The 23,954-nt window shown below is 53.9% G+C and carries 23 protein-coding genes; 12 read left to right on the top strand and 11 right to left on the bottom strand.

Annotation, left to right across the window (positions count from 1 at the left end; genetic code table 11):
* Positions 1–27: 27 nt before the first annotated feature.
* Positions 28–1,041, top strand: coding sequence for an asparaginase (locus QT231_RS05900; RefSeq protein WP_308335991.1), 1,014 nt, complete (start codon positions 28–30; stop codon positions 1,039–1,041).
* 5 nt (positions 1,042–1,046) lie between these two features.
* On the opposite strand, the gene QT231_RS05895 is transcribed toward QT231_RS05900, so the two are convergent.
* The 8 genes from QT231_RS05895 to QT231_RS05860 form a co-directional block, all read right to left on the bottom strand.
* A complete protein-coding gene (locus tag QT231_RS05895) occupies positions 1,047–1,913 on the bottom strand; it encodes a DMT family transporter (protein ID WP_308335990.1) in 867 nt (288 codons plus the stop codon).
* Between the two features lie 163 nt (positions 1,914–2,076).
* Positions 2,077–3,306 (bottom strand): nucleoside recognition domain-containing protein, encoded by a 1,230-nt coding sequence (locus QT231_RS05890; protein ID WP_308335989.1) that lies wholly within the window; start codon positions 3,304–3,306, stop codon positions 2,077–2,079.
* An 88-nt stretch (positions 3,307–3,394) separates the two neighbouring features.
* On the bottom strand, positions 3,395–4,732 hold the full coding sequence (locus tag QT231_RS05885) for a four-carbon acid sugar kinase family protein (protein WP_308335988.1): 1,338 nt from the start codon (positions 4,730–4,732) through the stop codon (positions 3,395–3,397).
* A complete protein-coding gene (locus QT231_RS05880) occupies positions 4,729–5,997 on the bottom strand; it encodes a ribulose-bisphosphate carboxylase large subunit family protein (protein WP_308335987.1) in 1,269 nt (422 codons plus the stop codon). The genes QT231_RS05885 and QT231_RS05880 overlap by 4 nt, the downstream gene beginning before the upstream one ends.
* 18 nt (positions 5,998–6,015) lie before the next feature.
* On the bottom strand, positions 6,016–7,290 hold the full coding sequence (locus QT231_RS05875; protein ID WP_308335986.1) for a TRAP transporter large permease: 1,275 nt from the start codon (positions 7,288–7,290) through the stop codon (positions 6,016–6,018).
* Positions 7,287–7,817 (bottom strand): TRAP transporter small permease, encoded by a 531-nt coding sequence (locus tag QT231_RS05870; protein ID WP_308335985.1) that lies wholly within the window; start codon positions 7,815–7,817, stop codon positions 7,287–7,289. Before QT231_RS05870 ends, QT231_RS05875 begins: the two co-directional genes overlap by 4 nt.
* Before the next feature lie 65 nt (positions 7,818–7,882).
* Entirely contained in the window at positions 7,883–8,881 is a 999-nt protein-coding gene (locus tag QT231_RS05865; protein ID WP_308335984.1) for a TRAP transporter substrate-binding protein, read from the bottom strand.
* Positions 8,882–8,952: 71 nt separating this feature from the next.
* Positions 8,953–9,780: a phosphogluconate dehydrogenase C-terminal domain-containing protein gene (locus QT231_RS05860; protein ID WP_308335983.1), complete on the bottom strand. Its 828-nt coding sequence runs from the start codon at positions 9,778–9,780 to the stop codon at positions 8,953–8,955.
* Positions 9,781–10,013: 233 nt separating this feature from the next.
* Here QT231_RS05860 and nanR point away from each other — a divergent pair, with 233 nt between their 5' ends.
* Positions 10,014–10,724: a transcriptional regulator NanR gene (gene nanR, locus QT231_RS05855; RefSeq protein WP_308335982.1), complete on the top strand. Its 711-nt coding sequence runs from the start codon at positions 10,014–10,016 to the stop codon at positions 10,722–10,724.
* Here the strand turns inward: nanR and QT231_RS05850 are convergent.
* The 3 genes from QT231_RS05850 to QT231_RS05840 all read right to left on the bottom strand — a co-directional run bounded on the left by QT231_RS05850 (position 10,721) and on the right by QT231_RS05840 (position 13,416).
* Complete coding sequence (locus tag QT231_RS05850) at positions 10,721–11,653, bottom strand: lysine exporter LysO family protein (protein ID WP_308335981.1); 933 nt, start codon at positions 11,651–11,653, stop codon at positions 10,721–10,723. The two genes, nanR and QT231_RS05850, sit on opposite strands and share 4 nt — an antisense overlap.
* Complete coding sequence (locus QT231_RS05845) at positions 11,654–12,406, bottom strand: hypothetical protein (protein ID WP_308335980.1); 753 nt, start codon at positions 12,404–12,406, stop codon at positions 11,654–11,656.
* A gap of 74 nt (positions 12,407–12,480) precedes the next feature.
* Positions 12,481–13,416 carry a glyoxylate/hydroxypyruvate reductase A gene (locus QT231_RS05840; protein WP_308335979.1) on the bottom strand — a complete coding sequence of 312 codons (936 nt, stop codon included), beginning with the start codon at positions 13,414–13,416 and terminating at the stop codon, positions 12,481–12,483.
* 305 nt (positions 13,417–13,721) lie between these two features.
* Between QT231_RS05840 and doeA the strand changes: the two genes are divergently transcribed.
* The 10 genes from doeA (at position 13,722) to QT231_RS05790 (ending at position 23,942) form a co-directional block, all read left to right on the top strand.
* Positions 13,722–14,921, top strand: a complete 1,200-nt coding sequence (doeA, locus tag QT231_RS05835) for an ectoine hydrolase DoeA (RefSeq protein WP_308335978.1) — start codon at positions 13,722–13,724, stop codon at positions 14,919–14,921.
* Between the two features lie 56 nt (positions 14,922–14,977).
* Positions 14,978–15,994, top strand: coding sequence for a N(2)-acetyl-L-2,4-diaminobutanoate deacetylase DoeB (gene doeB / locus QT231_RS05830; RefSeq protein ID WP_308335977.1), 1,017 nt, complete (start codon positions 14,978–14,980; stop codon positions 15,992–15,994).
* An 8-nt stretch (positions 15,995–16,002) separates the two neighbouring features.
* Entirely contained in the window at positions 16,003–16,485 is a 483-nt protein-coding gene (locus QT231_RS05825; protein WP_308335975.1) for an Lrp/AsnC family transcriptional regulator, read from the top strand.
* Between the two features lie 281 nt (positions 16,486–16,766).
* The gene (locus QT231_RS05820) at positions 16,767–18,128 is read left to right on the top strand and encodes an MFS transporter (protein WP_308335974.1); all 1,362 of its coding nucleotides are present in this window, start codon (positions 16,767–16,769) and stop codon (positions 18,126–18,128) included.
* Positions 18,129–18,150: 22 nt separating this feature from the next.
* Positions 18,151–18,981 (top strand): universal stress protein, encoded by an 831-nt coding sequence (locus QT231_RS05815; protein ID WP_308335973.1) that lies wholly within the window; start codon positions 18,151–18,153, stop codon positions 18,979–18,981.
* A gap of 222 nt (positions 18,982–19,203) precedes the next feature.
* Positions 19,204–20,700 carry an NAD-dependent succinate-semialdehyde dehydrogenase gene (locus QT231_RS05810; RefSeq protein WP_308335972.1) on the top strand — a complete coding sequence of 499 codons (1,497 nt, stop codon included), beginning with the start codon at positions 19,204–19,206 and terminating at the stop codon, positions 20,698–20,700.
* A gap of 84 nt (positions 20,701–20,784) precedes the next feature.
* Positions 20,785–22,218, top strand: coding sequence for an aspartate aminotransferase family protein (locus QT231_RS05805; protein ID WP_308335971.1), 1,434 nt, complete (start codon positions 20,785–20,787; stop codon positions 22,216–22,218).
* A gap of 152 nt (positions 22,219–22,370) precedes the next feature.
* Positions 22,371–23,048 (top strand): haloacid dehalogenase type II, encoded by a 678-nt coding sequence (locus QT231_RS05800; RefSeq protein WP_308335970.1) that lies wholly within the window; start codon positions 22,371–22,373, stop codon positions 23,046–23,048.
* Positions 23,049–23,109: 61 nt separating this feature from the next.
* Positions 23,110–23,457: a putative quinol monooxygenase gene (locus tag QT231_RS05795; protein WP_022522330.1), complete on the top strand. Its 348-nt coding sequence runs from the start codon at positions 23,110–23,112 to the stop codon at positions 23,455–23,457.
* A 17-nt stretch (positions 23,458–23,474) separates the two neighbouring features.
* Positions 23,475–23,942 (top strand): S-ribosylhomocysteine lyase, encoded by a 468-nt coding sequence (locus QT231_RS05790; protein WP_007113703.1) that lies wholly within the window; start codon positions 23,475–23,477, stop codon positions 23,940–23,942.
* Positions 23,943–23,954 lie beyond the last annotated feature (12 nt).

Genomic DNA, 23,954 nt, shown 5'->3' with positions numbered 1-23,954 from the left:
GTTGTATCATTGAGAAAAGGAGTACCCATGCCCCGCGTACTGATGCTCTATACCGGTGGAACGATTGGTATGCAGCCATCGCCACAAGGCTACGTGCCCTGCGCGGGGCTGGCCGAACGCCTATCAACGCATTTGGCCCTGAGTGACCCTTATCGATTGCCAGCGTTTGATGTGCTGGAAATGCAGCCGCTGATTGATAGCGCCGAGTTAATGCCCGAGGCCTGGAATCGCCTGGTGGCGGTGCTGGAAAGCCACTGGCAGCATTATGATGCGTTTGTGGTGCTGCACGGCACCGATACCATGGCCTACAGCGCCGCTGCACTTTCGTTTATGCTCGGCTCGCTTAACAAGCCGGTGATCTTCACCGGCTCCCAAATTCCACTGGGTGAGCCAAGAAGCGATGCGCTGAATAATGTGGTCAGCGCGCTGCAGCTTGCGGCTCACCCCGTGACGCCTTGCGAAGTAAGCCTGGCATTTCACGACCGCCTGCTGCGCGGTAACCGGGCGTGCAAGGTGCGCACTCAAGGCTTGGATGCCTTCGACTCACCCAACTTCCCCTGGCTTGCCGAGCTGGGCATTGGTGTAAGCTTCCCCCAGCCCTCGGCACTCCTGAGCGGTCTACCCAATTTTGCGCCTATTGAGGTGGACGACGAGGCAGTTGCGGTACTGCCGCTGTATCCAGGGATGTCGCTGCGCCGCGCGAAAAAGCTGCTGGAAGATGAAACGCTAAAAGGACTGGTGCTGCATAGCTACGGGGTTGGCAACCCGCCTAGTTTTGAAGGCGAGCTGCTTAACGCATTGAAGGCGGCCAGCGAGCGAGGCGTAGCGCTGCTCAATGTGACCCAGTGTGCTCAAGGCGAAGTGGTACAGGGGGCTTACGCCACCGGCGCCGAGCTTAATCAAGCGGGCGTTATTCCTGGAGGCGATATCACCCTGGAAGCCGCCATCGCGAAGCTCACCGTGTTAACTGGGCAAGGGCTTGTGGGGCCAGCGCTGCGCAAGGCACTGGGTGCATCCAGGCGCGGTGAGTCTAGTCGTTAAACCCATTAACGGGAGGTAACACTCAGCGCGGATACAGTTACCAAGATGATCCCCATACCTAGCATTTGAATAACCCCCAGGCTCTCGTTTAACACTGCTACCCCAAACAGGGTAGCAGTGACCGGCTCGACCATGGCGATCATGGAAGCCAGCGCAGGTGCCGCATGTTTGATACCTACCACGTACAGCAGAAATGATAGCCCCGCGCCGAGAATGCCTAGCGCTAAAAATAGTGGCAGCTCCGGTGCGCTAATGACGCTGACAGCCTGGTTAATGTCCGTTGGCAACAGCAGGGCGATGGCCAGTACGCTGAAGGCAACCGAAAGTATTGCCTGGGGGCTGCCATGGGGCGCCGCGTATTTAAAACCAAAAATGAACACAGCATAGGAGAGCCCGGCAAGTAGTCCCGTGCCTACGCCAATGAGCGAGAGGCCGCTTGCGCCTATTGCATAGAGCTTGGTTAACAGCACAATACCCACCATAACCAGCGCGATGGCGAGCCACTTGGCAGCGGTGGGCCGCTCGAGCTTCAAGGCAAAGGAGACGAGATAGACAAACACCGGAGCGCAGTACATCAAGGTGGCAGCGACTGCAACGTTGCCATACTCAATGCTCAGAAAATAGAACGTAAAGTTGCCTGCCACACCCAGGCCAGCCACCACAGACCAGAGCCAAAGCCGTCTGTTGTTCAGGCCACTATGCCGACGTTGAAGCAGCAGCCAGCCAAGTGCGAAGAGAAGCCCTACAAACCCCCGATAAAACGACACGACGGCTGCATCCCAGCCGTCGTCTAACAAAATGCCCGCGATTCCTCCGGAAATTCCCCAGAAAAAAGCTGCGAGCGCAATCAACATAGTGCTGGCGCCTGCCATAATTTCACCTTTCATCCTTGAGCGGTTAACATCCGGGAGCGACGGCTGTTTAAACGCATATCCTTTGCTTAGCAGGGCTCCTGATCTGCTGCCTGCAGACCTTTCGACACTCACCTATAAAGTAGACGCTGTATGCCATGAGCGAAAGCTACTGGTTCACAGTTCAGCCAAAGAACCAGTAGCACACTAAAATGGCTGTGATGATGCCCGCAGCGTCTGCCACTAAGGCGCAACCCAAACCGTGACGAATACGGGAGATGCCCACAGCGCCGAAGTAAACCGCCAGCACATAAAAGGTGGTTTCGGTACTGCCTTGCATAGTGGCCGCAAGCAGGCCTGGAAAGCTATCGACGCCGAAGGTGTCCATGGTTTCGATCATCATGGCGCGGGAACCGCTGCCGGAAAGCGGTTTCACAAAGGCGGTGGGTAGGGCATCTACAAAGCGGGTGTCCCAGCCAAAGCCCTCTACCAGCCAGCGGATGCCGCTAAGGCCCGCGTCTAGCACGCCGCTGGCGCGCAGTACGCCGACCGCCACCAGCATGGCAATCAAGTAAGGCAATAGCGTAATGGTAAAGCTCAGCCCCTCCTTGGCGCCTTCGATAAAAGCGTCATACACCCTAACTCCACGCAGCGCGCCGACTACCAGAAACATCATCACAATGCTAAATAGCGTCAGGTTGCCGACCAGTGTAGAGGCTGCGGCCAGCGCTTGAGCGGACATCCCCGCTAGTGTGGTAATTAAAAGCCCCAAGGCAAGTGCAGCGGCGAGTAAGTAGGCAAGCACAATGGGCTGCCATAGCTTTAAGCGCTGTATTACCGAGACAGCTAGCAGCCCTGCGAGGCTAGAGGCGGTTGTGGCTAAAAGAATAGGTAAAAACACCAGCGTGGGATCGGCAGCACCTTGCTGAGCGCGGTACATAAAAATGGTTACCGGCAATAGCGTGAGCGATGAGGTATTGAGCACCAGAAACAGAATTTGCGCGTTGCTGGCGGTCTCGTTGCTGGGGTTAAGGCTCTGCAGCGAGTGCATCGCCTTGATACCAATCGGCGTGGCGGCGTTATCCAGGCCCAGGATATTAGCCGCGAAGTTCATACTGATCAGCCCCATAGCAGGGTGGCCGCGGGGAACCTCAGGCATTAAGCGGCAGAACAACGGATCGAGCACCCGCCCCAGCAAGCGAATCAAGCCCGCTTTTTCGGCAATCGAAAGAAACCCCAGCCACAGCGTCATGGTGCCCAGCAGCACCAGGATAATATCGACGCTCACTTTCGCCATATCGAACAGCGACTGCACCAAGCGGGCAAATACCTCGCTGTCGCCGCCCACTAACCACTGCCAAAGCGAAGCCGCAAAGGCCGCGATAAAGAAGCTTAACCAAATTCCGTTGAGCATGAAGGGCGGTCATCCTGGGCGGTGAAACGAGCGATGATGCTAATCCTACCGAATTCAGGTCGCTACAACACTAGTCGGGTTAACAAGCCTAGGCGATGCCGTCACGAATGCTGAGAAAGTAGCTTTCACTCCCGATCTGTCCGCCTTTTAAGGCGACTTCCAAACCATCAAAGGCTGGCTGGTCGCTATAGGCGATGCAGAGCGGCGATCCCGGTGTTTCCGGCAGCGGTAGGCGCGTGGTTAGGGCATGTACGCCAAGTTGGCTAAGCGCATGGCTGGAAGTGTCGCCCCCAGCGATCACTATGCGCTTAAGCCCATGGGCTTCTACCATCTGGCGTAATAACTGACCTAACGAGCGACCAATAAGGTGGCGTGCCTTTTCCCCGCCCCGATGCACTGCATCTGCATCACTGTTTGGCCCCATGGCAGTGTACACAATGACGCTTTCGCCCTGATTGAGTGCCTCGATAGCCTCTTTCAATGCCTTGTTCATGGTGTCGGTATGCGCCTGATCGTCGATAAGTTTGACGACATCAATGGCAATAGCGCGAAATTTGTTGGTTTCCGCGTATCGAATTTGCCGGGCAGTTACTTCAGAGCAACTTCCTGAGACCACAGCAATTTGTTCAACCGCTCCAGGAGAGGAGAACACAGGTGGGCTTAGGGGAATGAGGGCCTGCTCTCGCCAAATATCTACTAACGCATACTCTACAGCGGATGAACCCACTACGTAGCTGCCCTCGGATAAGCGCGTTCGCCATAGCTGTGCGCCCACTTTTGCCTGATGGTTGCGGTTCAGCGTGTCGTAGAGCAATACGTCATTCGAGCGGCTTAGTTGGTCAACCAGGGAATCGGTATCGGCTGATTCGATGCACAGTACGTCGGCTAAACCGATGGAGAGTAGGGTTTGTTTAGCCAAATGAAGCCTTAAATCGGCTTCTGCCATGGGCGTTACTGGATGGCGGCTCATTACTGGGTGACGATCAATACGGTGAACCTCGCCATCGAAGGCAGCAAAATGTTGGCCAAATACGGTATAGCGCTTTAGCTGGGGGGCACCGACCACTAGCGGCACGCAGCTTTGCGCGAACAGGGCTTTGCCTATTTCCAGCGCTTTGCCGATATTGCCAATATCCGGTGCGCTATCGAAGGTGGAACATACCTTATAGTGACACAGTGAAGCGTTAAGGGATTGCAGCCATGCCAGGGCGTTGGTGAGGTGTGTTTCCATCCATTCAGGTGATTCGCTGCGGCTGGTACCCGCAAGGCCAATCGCTGGAAAATCGGCAAACGGGGCTAACTGGTCTTCATTAGGTGGGGCCAGGAAAAGCACTGTTTTTACCCCGTGGAGGCTTAACGCTTCCATGACATCGGTCGAACCAGTGAGGTCATCGCCGTAATAGGAGAGAAGAAGAGGCGTGTTCATACGCTAAAGGTCTCCATTGCCTGGGCAAGCTCTCGGTGCTCTCGGGCATAGGTTGCCAACGGGATGCCCGACATGGCTGCTTGCCACCCCTGGCGTAGGCTTGCTACCCCACCGGCAATACCACCAGGGTGAGCCATGATGCCGCCGCCACAGCAGTAAATCAGATCGCTATTGCCAAGTGCCTGATAGGTATCAGCCACTTGGGCGGCGCTTTGCCCCGAAGAGAAGACCGGCATAATCTGATAACCCTCTGCAGGTGCCTCAAACATCGCTGTTTGGCAGGCTCGAGCGCTATTGATTACGCTAGCGTCCTCTTCGCTGAATTTATTGCGCAGGCCATTAACGTGAATATGATCCACGCCTGCTAGCCGCCACAATTTATGGTAAGCGTCAAACGCCATCCCCAAGTGAGGTGAGCGGCTCAACATGCCCCAGCCAGCACGGTGGCCGTGCAGCGCGACCTGGCAGTGGCGGCGCAAGTGCGCTACTCCTGCTAAGCCCACGCTGTTGATAGCGACCATGACGCAGGTGCCGCCAGCGGCCACCACGTAGTCATGCTGTGCGCGCATTTCGTCGATATCACCGCTGATATTAAAGGCGTACATGACCTTTTTACCGGTGCGCTCTGCATGGGCATTGATGATCGGCATAATGGCATCGACGCGCGCTCTCAGTGGGTTATGAGGGCCGTTGGCCTGCAGCTCGTCGTCTTTAATAAAATCAATACCTCCTGCCACGAGTTGAGCCACCATGTCAGCGGTTTCAGCCGGAGATAAACCCACGCTGGGCTTGATAATGGTACCAATCAGCGGGCCGCTGGTAATGCCGGTTAGTTGGCGCGTGCCAGTGGTGCCAAACTGGGGGCCAGGGTAGGCGTTGGCAAAAGCGCTGGGTAAGTCGATATCCAGTAACTTGAGTGCGGAAAACTCTTTGAGCTCAAACAGGTTGCCCGCAACGGTAGACACTAGATTCGGCAGAGAGGGGCCCATGTTTTCCAGCGGCCAGGAGAGCTCGACTAGTGCGCGCTGAAACAGAGTGTAGCCTTGCGGCGCCAGATCAGCGCGCATGGGCAGCGAAGGTGTCTCAGCCGCGTCCAGTGTCTCAATGTTTTCGACGACCGCACCGTGGGCTTCCCGCAGGGCGTCGGTTTCATTGGCTAAGCGCGTAAACGTGCCGGACGACTGCTCACCAGCCATGACTTGAGCCGCATGTTCGACCGGGTAGGGCGTCTCAATCAGGTAGCGGGCGTGAATACGTGTGCTCATCAATTCGACTCCGACAGTTCAAAAAAGAAGATCGCGTAGAAACAGCGAGATCATCGGCACATAGGTAATCAGCATCAGGCAGGTGATGATGGTGAGTACCGGCGGCAGCAAAAAGCGAAATAGCTGTTCAACGGGTAGCTTGGCTACTTGCGCGGCGGCAAAAAGATTCACCCCTAGAGGCGGGGTAAACATACCCAACGCTAAATTCACGACGATCACGATGCCGAAATGCACTGGGTCAATGCCGAACCCAATCGCAATGGGGGCCAAGATGGGGGCAAGAATCAAAATGGCGGCGGAGGTCTCGATAAACATGCCGACCACCAGTAGCAGCATGTTGATGGCTAGTAGGAAGGTGTAGCGATTATCAAAGGTGCTTTGGGCCCAGACGCCAATATCACTGGCCAAGCCTGAACGTCCAATGACAAAACTTAGGATGGAGGCCGCAGCAATAATCAGCATAATCGAACCTGCTGATAGGGCGCTCTCGCGGAAAATACGCGGCAGATCACTCAGTTTTATGGTGCGATAAACCACCATGCCTAAAAACAGCCCATACAACACAGCCACCGCGGAGGCTTCGGTGGGGGTAAAAATGCCGCCGTAAATCCCACCGATAATAATGACTGGCATTAACAGAGCGAGAAAGGCACTGCGAAAGGCGGGCCAAATCGGTGAGCGTAAATCACCATCCTGTGTGCCATAGCCTTTTAAGCGACACCAAATAATGACCATCACAATCAGGGCTAACCCGATCATTAGGCCGGGGCCGAAGCCAGCGAGAAACAGCTGGGTAATGGAGGTTTCTGTGCTGACACCGTAGAGAATCAATGGCACAGAAGGGGGAATGATAATACCCAGTTCCGCTGAGGAGGCCTGGATAGAGGCGGCCATCGGTGGCGGGTAGCCACGGGCTACCATGGCAGGAATCAAGATGGCGCCGATGGCAAAGGTCGTGGCCACGCTGGAGCCTGAGATAGCGGCAAACATCATGCATGTCACTACGCAGGTACAGGCTAAGCCGCCCTGAATTCCACCTACCAGTGAGCGGGCAAATTCAACCATGCGTGTGGCTATGCCGCCGTTGCTCATGATATGGCCGGCTAAAATAAAGAACGGCACCGCCATCAGCGGAAAACTATCCAACCCCACGAACATGCGCTGTGGGACGACCATGAGCGGAACGCTGCTGAAGAAATAAAGACCAATCACCGCGGTTAAGGCGATGGCAACCGCAATGGGTATCGACAAGGCAAACAACGCGATCAACGCTGAGCCGATCGCCAGATTCATAGCGTTTCTCCTATATCAGTACGAATAGGGTTTGTGCGGTGTTGGTTCTGATGATGCTGATATTCGGCGCAGAGCTGGCGTGCGACTACTGCGACGATGGCGACGGCGCAGCCAGTGGGTATAGAGGCATAAAACCATGACATGGGGATTTCGAGCATGGCGATTTGCTGGCCTGATACGCGCAGTGATATCAGGTACCCTTGCCAGACAAGAATAGTGAGCAGTGTTAATACGGCGGTGCACACCAACCGCTGGCCATAGATGCGTAAGCGCGGTGGCAAGCGATCAAGGAAAAGGTCAATGGAAATCATGGCGCCGTACCAGAAAGCCGCAGCACTGACTAAAAAAACGCTCCAGATAATTAATCCTCGCGCTAGGATTTCTGACCAGGCTGCGGGGTCGCCGAGAATGAAACGGGTAAAGACTTGGAAGGAGACTAAAGCGACCGCAATGGCGAGAAGTATTGCAGCAAGGTTATGAGTGAGCTTGATAAGCGCCTGGGCCAAGCTATTGAGAAGCGACAACATAAGCGTAAACCTCATCGTCGGGGAGAAAGTGCCTCCCGAGAGGGAGGCATGCAGCAGAGAATGACTCACTCGGTTGCGCGGATACGCTCTAGTAGCTCACTGCCATACTGATCTGCGTAGCGCTCGTAGGCAGGCTCGGCGGCGGCACGGAACTGCTCGTAATCGATCTCGGTCACCACTTCCATACCGTTACTACGCAGCAGTTCTACGCCTTCTTCTTCAATACGCTGAACGGCATCGCGCGAGGTTTGAGCGGCTACCTGGGCGGCTTCTCGGAACCAGCCCTGCTGCTCTTCACTCAGATCATCCCAATAGATCTTGGACATCACTAGAGCCGTGGGGGAGTAAACGTGGCCAGTCAGTGTCAGGTAATCCTGGATCTCCCACATATTGTTAACGGTCAAAATGGGTATCGGGTTTTCTTGGCCGTCGATGGTGCCTTGCTGTAGGGCGGTAATGACTTCTGTCCAAGAAATGGGCGTTGGCGCGGCGCCCAAGGCTTTGAAGGTTTCCAGATGCACTTGGTTTTCCATGGTGCGAATCTTCATGCCTTGCATGTCTTCGGGCGTTTCAACAGGACGCACGCTATTGGTTAAGTGTCGAAAACCGTTTTCCGCCCAGGCCAAACCAATTAAGCCTTCATCTTCGAATTCCTCCAGTAGCGATTGACCAATCTCGCCATCCAGCACTTTATGGGCGTGATCGTAGTCGCGGAACAAAAATGGGAAATCGAGAGCGTAAACCGAGGGGACGAAATTACCGATAGGACCGGTTGAGGTTAGCGTCAGCTCCACTGAACCGATTTGTAACCCTTCAAGCACGTCGCGCTCGCCACCTAATGCACTAGCAGGGCGCAGGTTGATTTTAAACTCACCATCGCTAAGCCGATCAATCTCTTCGGCAAACGCTTGGCCAGCCTCACCATAGTGGGAGTTGAGCGGTGGCGTGAACGCTAGGTTCATCTCTTGAACGGCAAACGCTGAGGTACTGGCGGCCAGTGCAAGGGCGGAGGCGAAGGTAGCCGCAATGCTGGTCGAGATTTTGTTGAGCTTGTAAGTGGTCATGTTCTACTCCAGTTTATTGTAATTAGCGGTAGAGCTTAGGTTTTTATGACGATGTTTGTGACACAGCAGTGCTAGGTAATACGCCGAATGCTTTCGGCAATTTCTTCAGGTTCAAATACGCGTTTCCAGTCATCGCGCATCAATTGTGGTTTGCCATTCTCAATGGCTTTGTTGCAAGCATCAGAGAATACGCCGGGTTGCTCATCGAAAATGACTGCCGCCAGAATATTCATATGGCCAAGCAAAAAGTCGCGCGCGCACTCTTGGTCAACGCCGCGGGCGACGACTTCATCCATCGCTTCGCGCATAACTACCAGCAGCGTGGCGCATACGGTTTCAGAAAGACCCGGCTCTAGCAGTGCCATCTGCTCAACCGATACTCGATGCGAACGAACCACCGGCGCATAAATGGTTTTAGCGATTGCTTCGCCTAATGCATAAAGCTCTTCAGGCCCCTGCATCAGGGCATTGACGATGTGCTGCTTTGCCTTGGCGCCGCCAAAGTAGTCGCGCTTGGCATCTAGATCTGTTTCATCATTGAAGATCGGTGGGTGACAAGGGTGCGTCACGAAGTAGACCAAGTCGTCACGGTTGGGCAGGTGGCCAGCAAAAGGCGCCGCGGCATCCAGTGTGATTACCATGGTGCCGCTGGCCATCAGTGGTGATAGCTCTTCAGCGACCCGCCCCACTAAGGTATCGGGAACCGCGAGTATCACCACTTGAGCGTCAGGCACCGCCTGCTTGGCATCTACGCAGCTTATCCCAAGGCCTTCTGATAGACGTTGGCGGCCTGCGTTACTCAACTCGACGTGTCTAACGATGTAATCCGATTGTTTTAAGTTGCTCGACAGGCGGTAACCCATTTTTCCGCCAGCGCCGATAAGGGCAATATTGGTCATAGCAGACTCCAGTGAATATGTTGTATGGCGTTAGCCATGTGGTTGCCGAAAGAGAAAATAGGAAGGTTGTTTACCTGGCAACTGGTATGATGACATAATATCTATAGCAGTCTGTCAAATGCTGCTTTGGTCGTATTTAAGTAAAATTTGCCCAATTTATTGAACTGCAGCGCTAGACTGCTGATGCTTAATGGATAACCAAGCCGCTATTTGGCTTGCGAGGAGAAATAGCCGTGCAACCAGCCCCTAAAATTACTCGGCGCAAGCTGTCAGATGAGGTGTTTGATCGTTTGTATGAAATGATTGAGGCGGGCCAGTACAAGCCTGGAGATACACTGCCTTCTGAGCGCGAGCTGATGGATAGCTATGGTGTGGGAAGGCCGGCCATTCGAGAGGCGATGCAAACACTCGAACGTATCGGGCTGGTTGAAATAAATCATGGCCAGCGACCTAAAGTACTGCAGCCGACGGCGGTGGGGTTGATGTCGCAGATCGATTTAACCGCTCGTCATATGCTAGCTAGCTCGTCACAGTCGCTTGAGCAACTCAAAGAAGCACGCACATTCTTTGAACTGGGTATGGTGGAGAAGGCGACAGGGCAGGCCTCTGAGGCAGACATTGCTCATTTGAGAGAGCTGTTAGGGCAACAGCGCGGGCATTTAAATGGCGATGCTCAGGCCTTTATTGAGGTCGATATGGCATTTCATACCGCCATTGCCGGGATAACCCGCAATCCCATTTTTATGGCAACTAGCCAAGCCATGCTGGGCTGGCTGGCGCGTTTTCACGCGAGCTTGCTGCACTGGGAGGGAAATGAAGATATTACCCTGCTGGAGCATGCCAAAATTATTGACTGTATTGAGCAGGGCGACAAAGAGGCAGCTGTAGAGGAGATGCGTAAGCACTTAGAGCGCGCACGCTTGCTCTATTGCTTAAACAGCTAACCCGACAGCGAAAGAAAAAACAGAATCAGTGGCGGTGAGAGTAGCGAGAGAATAAACCCGCTGACTACCGCAATAGGTACGCAGGCTACGCCGCCGTGCTGCTGAATAACGGGTAGGGTGAAGTCCATGGAGGTGGCGCCGCCGTAGCCAATCGCCAGCGCGGTGTGGCGGTGGATGACCAGCGGGATCAGGATAAACGCCAGCAATTCACGGGTGAGATCGTTAAAAAACGCCACACCGCCCATTAAAGGGCCCAACTGGTCGCCGATCAAGATGGCGGAAAGTGAATACCAACCAAAGCCAGACGCCATCGCCAGGCCTTCGTTCCAGCTCAGCGAGAGCAGCGGGGCGGCGGCCAAACCTGCCAGCAGCGAACTTATTGCCAGCGTCACCGCAATCGCCAGCCCCATGCGGTTGAGCAAAATCTGTTTGAGCGGCATGCCGGAGTTACGCAATTGGCAGCCGATCAACGCTAGTAAGACATAGAGTACCCACTCGGCCAATACATCTGCGGTGTTGAAAAGCTTTTCACCCAGGTGTGGCCCCAGCAACAGGCCAGTGATAACGCCTCCAGCCACCACGGCGACCAATAACAGCGACCCCTGCATGGCCGCCAGCTTGCTGGTGGGGGCGTCTTTGATCACCGGTGAGTTGCCTGCCTTAAGCGTTAAACGCCGCGATAGCCACCATAGCGCTGCTAAGTTAAAAAGCGTGGTAATGCTAAATAACAGCAAGGCGTTGCCGCCCAAGCGTGAAAGCTGACTAGAGAGATTTTCAAGGCCAGCAAGGCTTATTCCCATGAACAGTAGGATCAGATAGACCGAGCTATTAACTGCGCTGTTGATTAGGTTCTGGAGCTGCGTGGAACGAATGCGAACCAAATAGCCGAGTAAAAGCGGTAGTAGAACAATCAATAAACCCGATAGCATTTAGGGCGACACGCCCCCGTTTGGTTGGAAGTTAGTCAGTGTGAGCTGGGTTTCACGGCGGCCCTCTTTTTGGTACACCACCGATAGAATCAGGCCGGGCCAGTCAGGGTGAAAACGGATCTGGAGAAGACGGTTAGGCTTTTCAACATCGATGAGCGAAACGTTTAGCGCTTCGAACTCGTCGCCAGGCATGCCAATGCTGCCGGGATCAGTTATCCGTTGTTTATCAACATAGTATTGGAAGTGCTCATCACGCCCTTTGTGATCGACAAACTCAATGTCGCAGGGGGTGCGCTCTGTACAGCTTTCGTGCCCTGCTCGGCGCGATAGGTCAAAGAGCGCCGTCTGGCGGTCTAAGGTGGGTATATCCCGTTCGCTCAATTGATAGCTGTCACCGACGCCGAGCAACGAATAGCTACTGCTATAGAGCAACGCATGGGTATCATGCTCATTCAGCGAAAAACGGCTGAACTCCTGGCCGCGCGCCACGGCGACCGAAAAGCGCATATCGCTTAACCAGTGATTTCCTTCGTTAGAGAGGCGATGGGTGATAGTCGCTCCCGGCCAACCGCGAACCTCAAGCCGGTACTGTGCTTCAAAAGGCCTGGGGGCTTCAAAGAGCTGCGGGTCTTTGAGTGTGTCTGCTGCTAACGCCATGTCGCTAGAACATAAGACGGCAAAACTCATCCCCAACCCTGCTAGCGCGCGGCCAGGCAGTCGTGCGAGAACATTGACCAAGAGCCTTTCCTCCATAAAAACGTATCTTCCTAAGAGCCTTTAGGCTGCACTTGGTTCCCAGCGCGCCAGTATAGCGGGTGAGGGCGTCGTCAGTAACCTGCCTCCGGGTTGATCGTGGAGAGCTTTTCTCCCGATTCAAAAGCATGCAAGTAAGAGATCACTTGGTCGATGGCATCGTTAAGTGGGGTAGGCGCCGCCATATGCGGTGTGACAACGACCCTGGGATGTTTCCATAGCGGATTGTCAGTAGGCAGCGGCTCTTCATGGAATACATCCAGCAGTGCACCGCGTAAGTGGCCAGGCTGACCGGCGCTTCCCAGCGCGTCCAGCAGCGCCTGCTCATCAATCAAGCTACCCCTACCAGGGTTAATCACACTAGCGCCTTTGGGCAGCTGGGCCAGCCGCTCAGCGTTAAGAATGTGTTGAGTGGCGGCCGTGTCGGGGAGAATAGTGACAAGGCTTTGCACCTGGCCGAGCAGTTCTGTTAGCCCGTCGTCGCCGTGAAAACAGCGCACTCCGCTGATCTGCTTGGGTGAGCGGCTCCAGCCCAGCACCGGGAAGCCCGCTTGCTGCAAGGCGCTGGCGACAGAGCTGCCAATAGCCCCCAGGCCTAATACACCCACCGGCCACTGAGATTTTTCCACCACCTCTTGCGGTTGCCAAGTGGCGCTATGCTGCTGTTCCGCGTAACGATCCATGCTGCGGTAGAAGTGCAGCACGCCATAGAGGACGTAATCGGCCATTAGCTCGCCCATACCCGCATCGCGTAACTTTACGATGGGTACGTCTTCAGGCAGGCCAGGGGTTTTGAGGAGGTAATCCACCCCTGCGCCTAAATTAATGATGCCTTTGAGCTGGTTCTGCTCTTGCAGTAAGTGTGCGGGGGCCTTCCAGATAGCGAGATAGTCAGCCCCTTTACGCTCATCCGCTGGCGCCTCGCTGGTCAGTACGGTGGCTTGGGGCAATGCTTCCGCAAGCGCCGCTTGCCACTGCGCAGCTTCATCAATATGCACGACAATTTTCATCCCGTTCCCCTCTTGCTAAACGTGTTATCACTGCAGGTTATCATGGTGAGCGCTAAAGGCGGTTGCAAGCTTGCTTAGTGCAAATAACGATGCCGTATGCACTTTTTGTCATAAAGCCTTTGACCGTTGACCAAGGGTCGGTGCTAGTATCGGCTTAAGACGACATTGGCGGGCCTGCTGCAACGGCAGCAGATGCAACCCCGACGCCTGATCGGTGGTGGCCAGGTCGATCCTGTGGCCCAGCGTTGCGTGCCTATAGTGGGCAGTGCGCTGGTTCTTGGTGATCTTTAATGGCGAGTTGGCCGATGACTCAGGTTTCCCTACCTTTCACGCGCGAAGAGTACGCTACCCGCCTGTGGAAAGTGCGTGCTGAAATGGCCAGTCGTGGCATTGACGTATTGATCGTCAGTGACCCGTCCAATATGGCTTGGCTGACCGGCTACGACGGTTGGTCGTTTTATGTGCATCAGTGTGTGCTGGTGGGCCTTGAAGGCGAGCCGGTATGGTTCGGACGGCGCATGGATGCCAATGGTGCCCTGCGCACCTGCTGGATCGACCCCGATAATATTACCTACTACCCGGATTACTATGTACAGAATCCGGACATGCACCCGATGGAGTATCTGGCGCAGTCGATCATGCCTGATCGCGGCTGGCATCTGGGCGTGGTGGGCATGGAGATGGATAACTACTACTTCTCCGCCAAGGCCTATTTAAGCCTGCTGCGCGAGCTGCCCCATGCGCGCTTTATGGATGCCAATGCGCTGGTGAACTGGTGTCGGGCGATAAAGTCGCCCCAGGAAGTCGAGTACATGCGCATTGCCGCCAAAATTGTGGAAGGCATGCACACGCGCATTCTGGAAGTCATTGAGCCGGGTTTGCCCAAGAGCAAGCTGGTGTCAGAAATTTATCGCGTGGGTATCGAAGGCTTTGTGGATGAGAACGGCAAGGTATTTGGCGGCGACTATCCCGCCATTGTACCCATGCTGCCCACCGGCAAAGACGCTGCCGCACCGCACCTGACCTGGGACGACACGCCGTTTCGCAAAGGCGAGGGCACCTTCTTTGAGATTGCCGGGGTGTTCAAGCGTTACCACGCGCCGATGTCGCGCACGGTATTTCTGGGCACACCGCCGACGGATTTTATCCGCGCTGAATCGGCCCTGCTTGAAGGCATTGAAAACGGCCTGGCAGTGGCCAAACCTGGGAATCGAACGGCGGATATTGCCATGGCGCTGGGCGCGTCGATGGATAAATACGGGTTTGACCGGGGCGGTGCTCGCTGTGGTTATCCCATCGGTATTTCGTACCCGCCCGACTGGGGTGAGCGCACCATGAGTCTGCGCCCCTCGGATGACACTGTCTTACAGCCTGGCATGACGTTCCACTTCATGCCGGGGCTATGGGAAGAGAATTGGGGCCTGGAAATTACCGAGAGTATTTTGATTACTGATACTGGCTGCGAAACCCTGGCCAACTTTCCCCGCCAGCTGTTTGTGAAGTAGTGGCTAATGTGTGGAATAGTGGCTAAATAGTAGCGGTTAAATAAAGGAATTTTTTCATGACGATGCGACCTAGTCCGATTTCCGCCACTGTAGATTTTGAAGCCGATGGCGTGCAGCACGGTTTTTTAAAGCTGCCTATCTCCACCGATGAGTCGGCCTGGGGGGCGGTGATGATCCCCGTGACCGTGGTTAAGAATGGCGACGGCCCCACGGCGCTGCTCACTGGCGGCAACCACGGCGATGAGTACGAAGGCATCACCTCGCTGCTGAAGCTCTCCTCAACGCTGAAAGCAGAGGATGTCACGGGCCGAGTGATTATCGTACCGTGCATGAATACCCCAGCGGTGATGGCAGGCAAGCGCACCTCGCCGATGGATAAAGGCAACCTGAATCGCAGCTTCCCAGGTGACCCTAACGGCAGCGTGACGCCGCAAATTGCCGACTACTTCACCCGTGTGCTGGTACCCATGGCGGATGTGGTGCTTGATTTGCACTCCGGCGGCCGCACGCTGGACATTCTGCCTTTCGGCGCCTCTCACGTGCTGGATAACAAAGCGCAGCAGCAGTCCGCTCTGGAAGGTGCCAAAGCGTTTGGCGCCCCCTACGCCATGGTGATGTTTGAGCTGGACGCGGAAAAACTCTTCGACACCGCCTGCGAGCGCCAGGGCAAGGTATTTGTGGCCACTGAACTGGGCGGTGGCGGTACGTCCACGCCGCAAAGCATTGCCATTGCAGAGCGCGGCGTGCGCAATTTCCTGATTCACTATGGCCTAGTAGAAGGCGAAGTGGAAATGCCCGCTGGTGGGCAGATATATCTCGATATGCCCGACGCCAGTTGCTACGTGCAGAGCCAGCACTCTGGCGTATTAGAGCTGTTGGTAGCGCTGGGTGACGAGGTCAAAAAAGGTCAAACCATTGCCTACGTGTACGACATGACCCGTAGCGGCACCGAGCCGGTGGCTTACAAAGCAGAGCGTGATGGTATTCTGATGGCCCGCCGCGCGCCCTCGCTGATCAATATGGGGGACACCCTGGCGGTGATTGCCGATGTTGTTGAACGCCTGGAGGCGTAGACCTCGGCATGATGAAACTTGACCGTTACGATCTCAAAATTCTCGATATTCTCTCCCGTGATGGGCGGATCACCAAATCTAAGCTGGCCGAAGCAATCAACCTCTCGGTCAGCCCCTGTTGGGAGCGGGTAAAAAGGCTGGAAAAAGCTGGTGTGATTCAGGGCTACAGTGCGCGCATCAATAGCGAGGTATTGGTGCCGCGTAATTCTGTTTGGGTGCAGATCGAGCTTAAACAGCACAACGCCGAGAGCTTCACCCGCTTTGAGGCCCTGGTGATGCAAACTCCGGAAGTCACTGAGTGCGTGGCGGTGGGGGGTGGGGTGGATTACCTGGTGAAGTTTGAAGCGCGCACCATCGATAGCTACCAACGATTGATAGATAAGTGGCTGGTCTCAGACGCCGGCATTGAGCGCTACTTCACCTATATCGTGACTAAAAGTGTCAAATCTCCAGAGCTAGGCTTATCAATGGATGATATTGATTCAGTTTAGCCGGGGCTAAGCGCCTAATGATAGTGCTTTCACCGGCCACTCTTTCGTTCAACATAAATCTTAGGGTCGGGAGATTGCTCTCTCACACTGGAAATAGTACAATGAATCTGTAATTGTTGCGGTTTCGTTAAAGCCAGTGCAACGCTGGTTAAGCCGTAGCAGTCATGTACTGGTGTGGTACAGATACTCCCCTGAAATCTTCCGGGTCTTATCTTTGCTTATCTTGATTTATTAAGTTGCTAGCAAGCAATTTGATTGACTGATAAACGGAGAAGCCCTACGTGATATTAAAACTTTCGATACTTTCAATATCCTTGATTACCGTGATGGCAGGCGCGATGATTGCACCCGCGGTTGCCAAGATTGGTCTCGCCTTTCCTGATGCTACTAACTTCGAGATTAATCTTCTCACCTCGCTACATGCCGGTTTAGTGGTTCCTTTCTCATTTGTATCGGGATATCTGACAAAGCGATTTGCCAAAAAGTCGATACTTATTGTGTCTCTAATTATGTACCTTGTCGGCGGTATAGGAGGTTTTTTATCGCCTAGTATGGAGTTCATGTTGGTGACTCGCGTAATACTAGGGATTGCTATTGGTTTAATGATTCCTTTGTCGATTACCCTGATTTCCGATTACTATGAAGGAGAGGAAAGAACTAAGACGTTAGGCCTGCAGAGCGCTGCGACTAACCTGGGCGGTATTATTGCTATTGTAGTGTCAGGCGTTTTAGCAATGATAAGCTGGCGCTATTCCTTCCTCGCCTACGCTATCGCGTTTCTGGCACTGTTTATGGTGATTTTCTTCCTACCTAAAAAGTCACCGCAACAAGCGCAAGGTAATGGTAATGAAGAAGCAAGCAGTTTTGATGGTCGGGTTTTCCTACTGACTATTTATATGATTCTGACCTTCGTTGTTTTCTACGGCATTCCCTCGAATATGGCGCTTTTCCTAAGCGAGCTGGACATCACTAATACTGTCGTCAATGGCGTTATTATAGCTGTGTGTTCGGTAGGTGGTTTCTTTGGTGGTATGTCCGTTGCCTTCTTTCGTCGGTTATTAAAATCATTTTTTGTGCCCTTGCAAGTGGTTTATATGGCTATTGGCTTCTCAATGATTGCCTTCTTAAACCAATATATCGTGTTTTTAGGGTTAGGGGTTTTAATACTCGGTTTTGGGTATGGCAGTACAGTTCCTGTTATCTTCGACAGTGCTACTAAGATTACTTCTGGCACTGGTCGTGCAATGGCAACAGCATTGTTGGTTAGTAGTATTTACCTTGGTCAGTTTATTTCGCCGCTTACTTTAGGTGAGATTTCGCATTGGTTTGGTGATGGTAGCGTTTACTTCTCTTATGTAGTGATGGCACTGGCACTGGTATTTGTGGCGATCCTGTTAATAGCGGAACGTACGCTGCACTTTACTGGCATTAAAAAATGGCTGTCTCGTAGCAGTTATAATCATGCATTGATTGAAGTAAAGAAAATAAATGTTGAGCTACAGGAGCGTGTCGATATGCTGTCTCAACAGATTGAAGATATTCAAGCTCAACAGGTGCGAGACAACCGAGAACAACTTAAAATTTTAAAGAAATTAGATCGTTATAATACAAGTGGCGACTACTCTTCTAATTCTAATAATTAATTTGATATATGAGGTGAAAGTGATGGCAAAATATATTGTAGCCTGTGTTGATGGTTCCCCGACGACATCGGCTGTGTGCGATATGGCAGCTTGGACAAGTAAGCGGTTGGCAACCCCGTTGGCTTTATTAAATGTAATTGAACGAAATGAAGCTAATCAGGACGCATCGCAAAATAGTGAACTCCAGGATAAAATGGAAAAACTTGATTTGCAACGTGCTGAATTACAGCATGAACATGCAAAGGAAATAATGAAAAAAGCCACAGAAAGGATTAAAAGTCATGATGTTGAGCCTGCTTCTCAGTATATTGAGGAGGGAGGGTTAGTCGAAGCGCTCGATGATCTTGATGATGAAATCCGATTGGTCATTGTGGGGAAAAATGGTCACAGCTCGCTCAAAAGCCATTTGGGTAGCCATCTGGAAAAAACGATTCGAGTGGTGCATCGGCCTCTTTTGGTCGTCCAGGAAGCATTTGAAGTACCCAAGCGCGTTATGTTGGCGTTTGATGGCAGGGTGAGTACCGTGAAAGGGGTAAGGCTGATTGCGGAAAGCCCGCTCTTCTCTGGCATTCCCTGTGATGTTGTGATGGTGGGCGGGCACACCGATGAACATAAAGAACAGCTGCAGTGGGCCGTTAATCTGCTGCAAGAAAATGATATTCCTGCTGAATCGTTTTTGCTTAAAAATGATGCGCATATCAGTGATGCACTAATTGACCATATTCAATCGCATGATATAGGCCTGCTGGCAATGGGGGCTTACGGTCATACGCGGCTGCGTCAGTGGCTAGTTGGCAGTACCACGACTAATGTGCTGCTCAAGTCACAGTGTGCCATGTTGATTTTACGCTAAGCATTTTGGTTGGTGATGTTAGCGCTTCACCAAAAAAAACCACTGCCAAACGCCCACTGACAAAAAAAGTCGCGCTATAAGGCGCGGTTTTCAAAAACACTTCGTGGCCACTCTCCGTTAACCTGTAGGCATTCCACAGCAAGGCTAATGAGCGCTTGCTAGCAATGCCACACAGTTTCTGCAGCGCTAGGTTAGCCAGACTGCATTTAAGGGGAGGTTCCCATGACCACACTTTCGACCACGCTCGCCAAGCGCCTGGAAGATCCGCGTCTGTTCCGGCAGTACGCCTACGTGAACGGCAAGTGGACCCACGGGGAAGGCGGTCGCGAAGAAGCCGTTTATGACCCTGCCACCAATGAAGCCATTGGCCATATCCCGCTATTGGAAGCCGAGCAGATTACCGCTGCGGTTGATGCCGCGGAAGACGCATTTGTACAGTGGCGGGCACTGCGTGCGGATGAGCGCTGCGAGAAACTGTTAGCGTGGTACGACTTGATTCAAGCTAACCGCGAAGATTTGGCTACCATCATGACGCTGGAGCAGGGCAAGCCGCTGCCCGATGCCCGCGGTGAGGTGCAGTACGGTGCCAGCTTTGTGCGCTGGTTCGCTGAAGAGGGCAAACGCACCTACGGTGAAACCATCCCCAGCCATATCCCCAACGCCTCACTCGGTACCATTAAAGAGCCGGTCGGCATCGCGGCAATGATTACGCCGTGGAACTTCCCGCTGGCAATGATTACCCGTAAAGCCGCAGCAGCGCTGGCGGCGGGCTGCCCGGTGATCGTCAAACCCGCCAATGAAACGCCATACTCTGCGTTGGCGCTGGCGGAGTTGGCCGAGCGTGCGGGGATTCCAGCGGGGATTTTCAACGTGGTGCTGGGCGACCCGGCGGAAGTCTCGAAGATTCTCTGCGCTGAATCGCGCATTCGGGCGTTGTCATTCACCGGTTCCACCCGAGTCGGTCGCCTGCTCATTGAGCAGAGCGCCAACACCGTCAAGCGGCTCTCCCTGGAATTAGGTGGCAACGCGCCCTTTATAGTGGGGCCAGATATGGATCCTAAAGAGGCGGCCTTCGCGGCAATCGACGCCAAGTTCCAAACCGCGGGGCAGGACTGCTTGGCCGCCAACCGTATTCTGGTTCACGAATCCATCCATGATGAATTTGTCGAGTATTTTAGCGAGCGTATGCTGGCGCTAACCTTGGGCAACGGGTTGCAGAGTGAGATTGATCTTGGCCCGCTGATTCACCGCCAGGCGGTGGAAAAAGCGGCCGCGATTGTCGATGACGCTGTTTCCAAGGGTGCCACTATGATCGGTGGTGATCAAAGCCAGGCGCCCGGTGAGAACTTCTTTATGCCGGTGATGCTGACCGGCGTAACGCCAAAAATGAAGGTATGGCGGGAAGAGAACTTCGCACCTGTGGCTGGTATCACCGCTTACAGCACTGATGACGAAGTGATTGAAATGGCCAACGACACCGAGTACGGCCTCGCTGCGTACATCTACACCCACGATATCCGCCGCATCTGGAAGCTAATGCGCGCGCTGGAATACGGCATGGTCAGCGTCAACTCCGTTAAGATGACCGGCCCGCCAGTGCCGTTTGGCGGCGTAAAGCAGTCTGGCCTTGGCCGTGAAGGCGGCGCTACCGGCATCGATGAGTATCTGGAAACGAAGTATTACTGCCTGGGCGCGCTGGGTTCCGTCTCCGGTAGCTAGCGGCGCTTTTATTCCCAGCCGTAAGCAAACCTTTAAAATGCCCTCCCCAAACATTGGGGAGGTTTACTGTATAGAGAGAACGCTATGAGCTTGCATCAGGATTTAATCGAACGCGACCGTAAAGTCACTTTTCACGCCTCTACCCACCTGCGTGATTTCGCCCATGGCGATTCGCCGGGCCGCGTAATTACCGGCGGTAAAGGCATCAATATCGTGGATAAAGATGGCCGCGAATTTATCGACGGCTTCGCCGGGCTTTACTGCGTTAATATCGGCTACGGGCGCACCGAAGTCGCCGAGGCAATCTACAAGCAAGCGTTGGAACTCTCTTACTACCACACCTATGTGGGCCACTCTAACGAGCCGCAGATCGAGCTTTCCGAGCGCATCCTGAAAATCGCCGGGATGAATATGTCCAAGGTCTACTACGGTATGTCTGGCTCGGATGCCAACGAAACTCAGCTCAAAATAGTGCGCTACTACAACAACGTGCTGGGTCGCCCGCAGAAGAAAAAGGTCATCTCACGCATGCGCGGTTACCACGGTTCCGGTATCGCCTCGGGTTCGTTAACCGGCCTAAAAGCGTTCCACGACCACTTCGATCTGCCGATTGATACCATTCGTCATACCGAAGCACCGCACTACTACCTGCGTGCCGCCGAGCAGCACGGTATGACCGAGCTTGAGTTCTCCGCGTTCTGTGCCAATAAGCTAGAAGCGATGATTTTGGAAGAGGGCCCAGATACCGTCGCCGCCTTTATCGGCGAGCCGGTGCTGGGTACTGGCGGTATCGTACCGCCGCCGGAAGGCTACTGGGATGCGATCCAAGCCGTGCTGGCGAAGTACGACGTGCTGCTAATTGCCGATGAAGTGGTGTGTGGTTTTGGCCGTACTGGCTCTGATTTCGGCAGCCACCACTACAATATGAAGCCTGATCTGGTCACTATCGCCAAAGGCCTCACCAGCGCCTATCAGCCGCTGTCTGGCGTGATTGTCGGTGAGAAAGTCTGGCAGGTACTCGAACAGGGCACCGGTGAATATGGCCCCATCGGCCACGGCTGGACCTACTCCGGTCACGCCTTGGGCTGCGCGGCGGGCCTTGCTAACCTGGATATTATCGAACGTGAAAACCTGGTGGGTAACGCTGCAGAAACCGGTGCTTACTTCCAGCAGCAGCTTAAGGCCCACTTCGAAGGCCATCCGCTGCTGGGCGATGTTCGCGGCGTTGGCCTAATGGCTGCACTGGAATTCTCACCGGATGCCAAGCAGCGCCTGCATTTCGACCCGGCACTCAAAGTCGGCCCCCGTGTTGCCGCTGCTGCCATGGAAGAGAACTTGATTGCCCGCGCCATGCCCCAGGGCGATATTCTCGGTTTCGCACCGCCGCTGACCATCAACCGTGAAGAAGTGGACGAGATGATTGGCCGTGCCAAACGCGCCATTGATCGCGTTACCGATGAACTGGTGCGCTCTGGCGATCTAAAAACCGGTGAACAAGAGGCGGCATTTACTGTTTAAGAGACACTTGTCGCCTTAAGAGCGCCGCTGCCTGTGCAGCGGCGTGTCTGTTTTTGAAAGGGGGCAGCTATGCTTAATAGCAGTATGCTAGCAAGCGTTATAAGCCATTTGATAGTTTTATAAGTCATTTGATAGTTAAGGAGTAGCCACCGATGCAACCGGTATTAGCCTTCGATGTATACGGTACGCTGATTGATACCCAAGGCGTTACGGTGGAGCTGGAGCGACGCCTAACGGATGCTTCCAAAGCAGGTGAGTTCGCCCGACGCTGGCGCGATAAACAGCTGGAATACAGCTTTCGCCATGGCTTGATGGGGGCATACGTGCCGTTTTCGGAGTGTACCCGCGAAGCGCTGGTGTTTATTGACCGCGCACTGCAAACCGGTCTCTCAGATAACGACCACGACCACCTGATGGCGGTTTATGCTGAGCTACCTGCTTTTGACGATGTAGTACCTGCGCTTGATCAGCTTCGCGATGCAGGCATACGCTGCGTGGCGTTTTCGAACGGTACTGCCGATGCCGTGTCAAAGTTATTAACGCGTGCGGGCGTTGAGAGCCATATGGACGATGTGATCAGCGCCGATGAGGTAAAACGCTTTAAGCCAGACCCAGCGGTTTACTCTCATCTGCGTAGTCGCTTAGAGACGCGCCCAGAGCACACATGGCTAGTGTCCAGTAACTCCTTTGATGTGATTGGCGCCGCCCATGCAGGGTTACGGAGTGCCTGGATACGCCGCAGCTCAGATGCCCCCTTTGACCCATGGGGAGTCGAGCCGGATATGACGGCTACCGATCTAGAGACATTGGCGGAACGCATCATCCGCTAGGTTGTTAACCTACGTCGACAAGCCGCATAATGACGCACGCTTAACGACTTAGGAGATGAGCATGTCAGAAAAAATTTACTGTGTTGCCGGTTTTAAACCCAAACCGGGTAAAGAAGAAGCGGTATTCAAAGCGCTTCAGTCGTTAGAGCCGAATACCCACCGTGAAGACGCGTGCATTCACTACACTGTGACCCGGCAGATCGATAATCCCTTCGCCCAGGGCACCAGTTACCCGATTGTTTTTCATGAAATCTGGGCCAGTCGTGAAGAGTTTGAAGCGCACTGCCAGCGCAAAGAGATTCAAGACTTCTTTGCCAAACACGTGGAAGCACCGGATGGCGATATCGAAGACGCCAATGTGTGCGTTTACACCGATGAGCCATGGAATTTTGACGCGCCCAAGGTATAAGCTAAGAAGGAGCTAACATGACCGATAAAAAGATGAACGTTGAGAGCTTTAACCTGGATCACACTAAGGTAAAAGCCCCGTACGTACGGTTAGCCGATATCAAGGAAGGCCAGAATGGCGATCGTATCCATAAATACGACCTGCGTATCTGCCAGCCCAACAAAGCGCATATGGATATGCCCGCGCTGCACTCCCTTGAGCACTTAATGGCTGAACTGTCGCGCAATCACACCGATAAAGTGGTTGATATAAGCCCCATGGGCTGCCAAACCGGCTTCTATATCGCGATGATCAACCACGACGACTACGACGGCGTGATCACCATCATCGAACAAACTCTGAACGATGTGCTAGAAGCCACCGAAGTACCTGCCTGCAATGAAATGCAGTGCGGTTGGGCCGCCAGTCACAGCTTGGAAGGCGCCCAGGAACTGGCCCGTAACCTGCTCGCCAAGCGCAGCGAGTGGACTGAAGTATTTGCTTGATACTTGCTTGAA

This window comes from Halomonas sp. SpR1 (assembly GCF_031010175.1).
Classification (GTDB): domain Bacteria; phylum Pseudomonadota; class Gammaproteobacteria; order Pseudomonadales; family Halomonadaceae; genus Vreelandella.
This window is presented reverse-complemented; position numbering and strand designations above follow the sequence as displayed.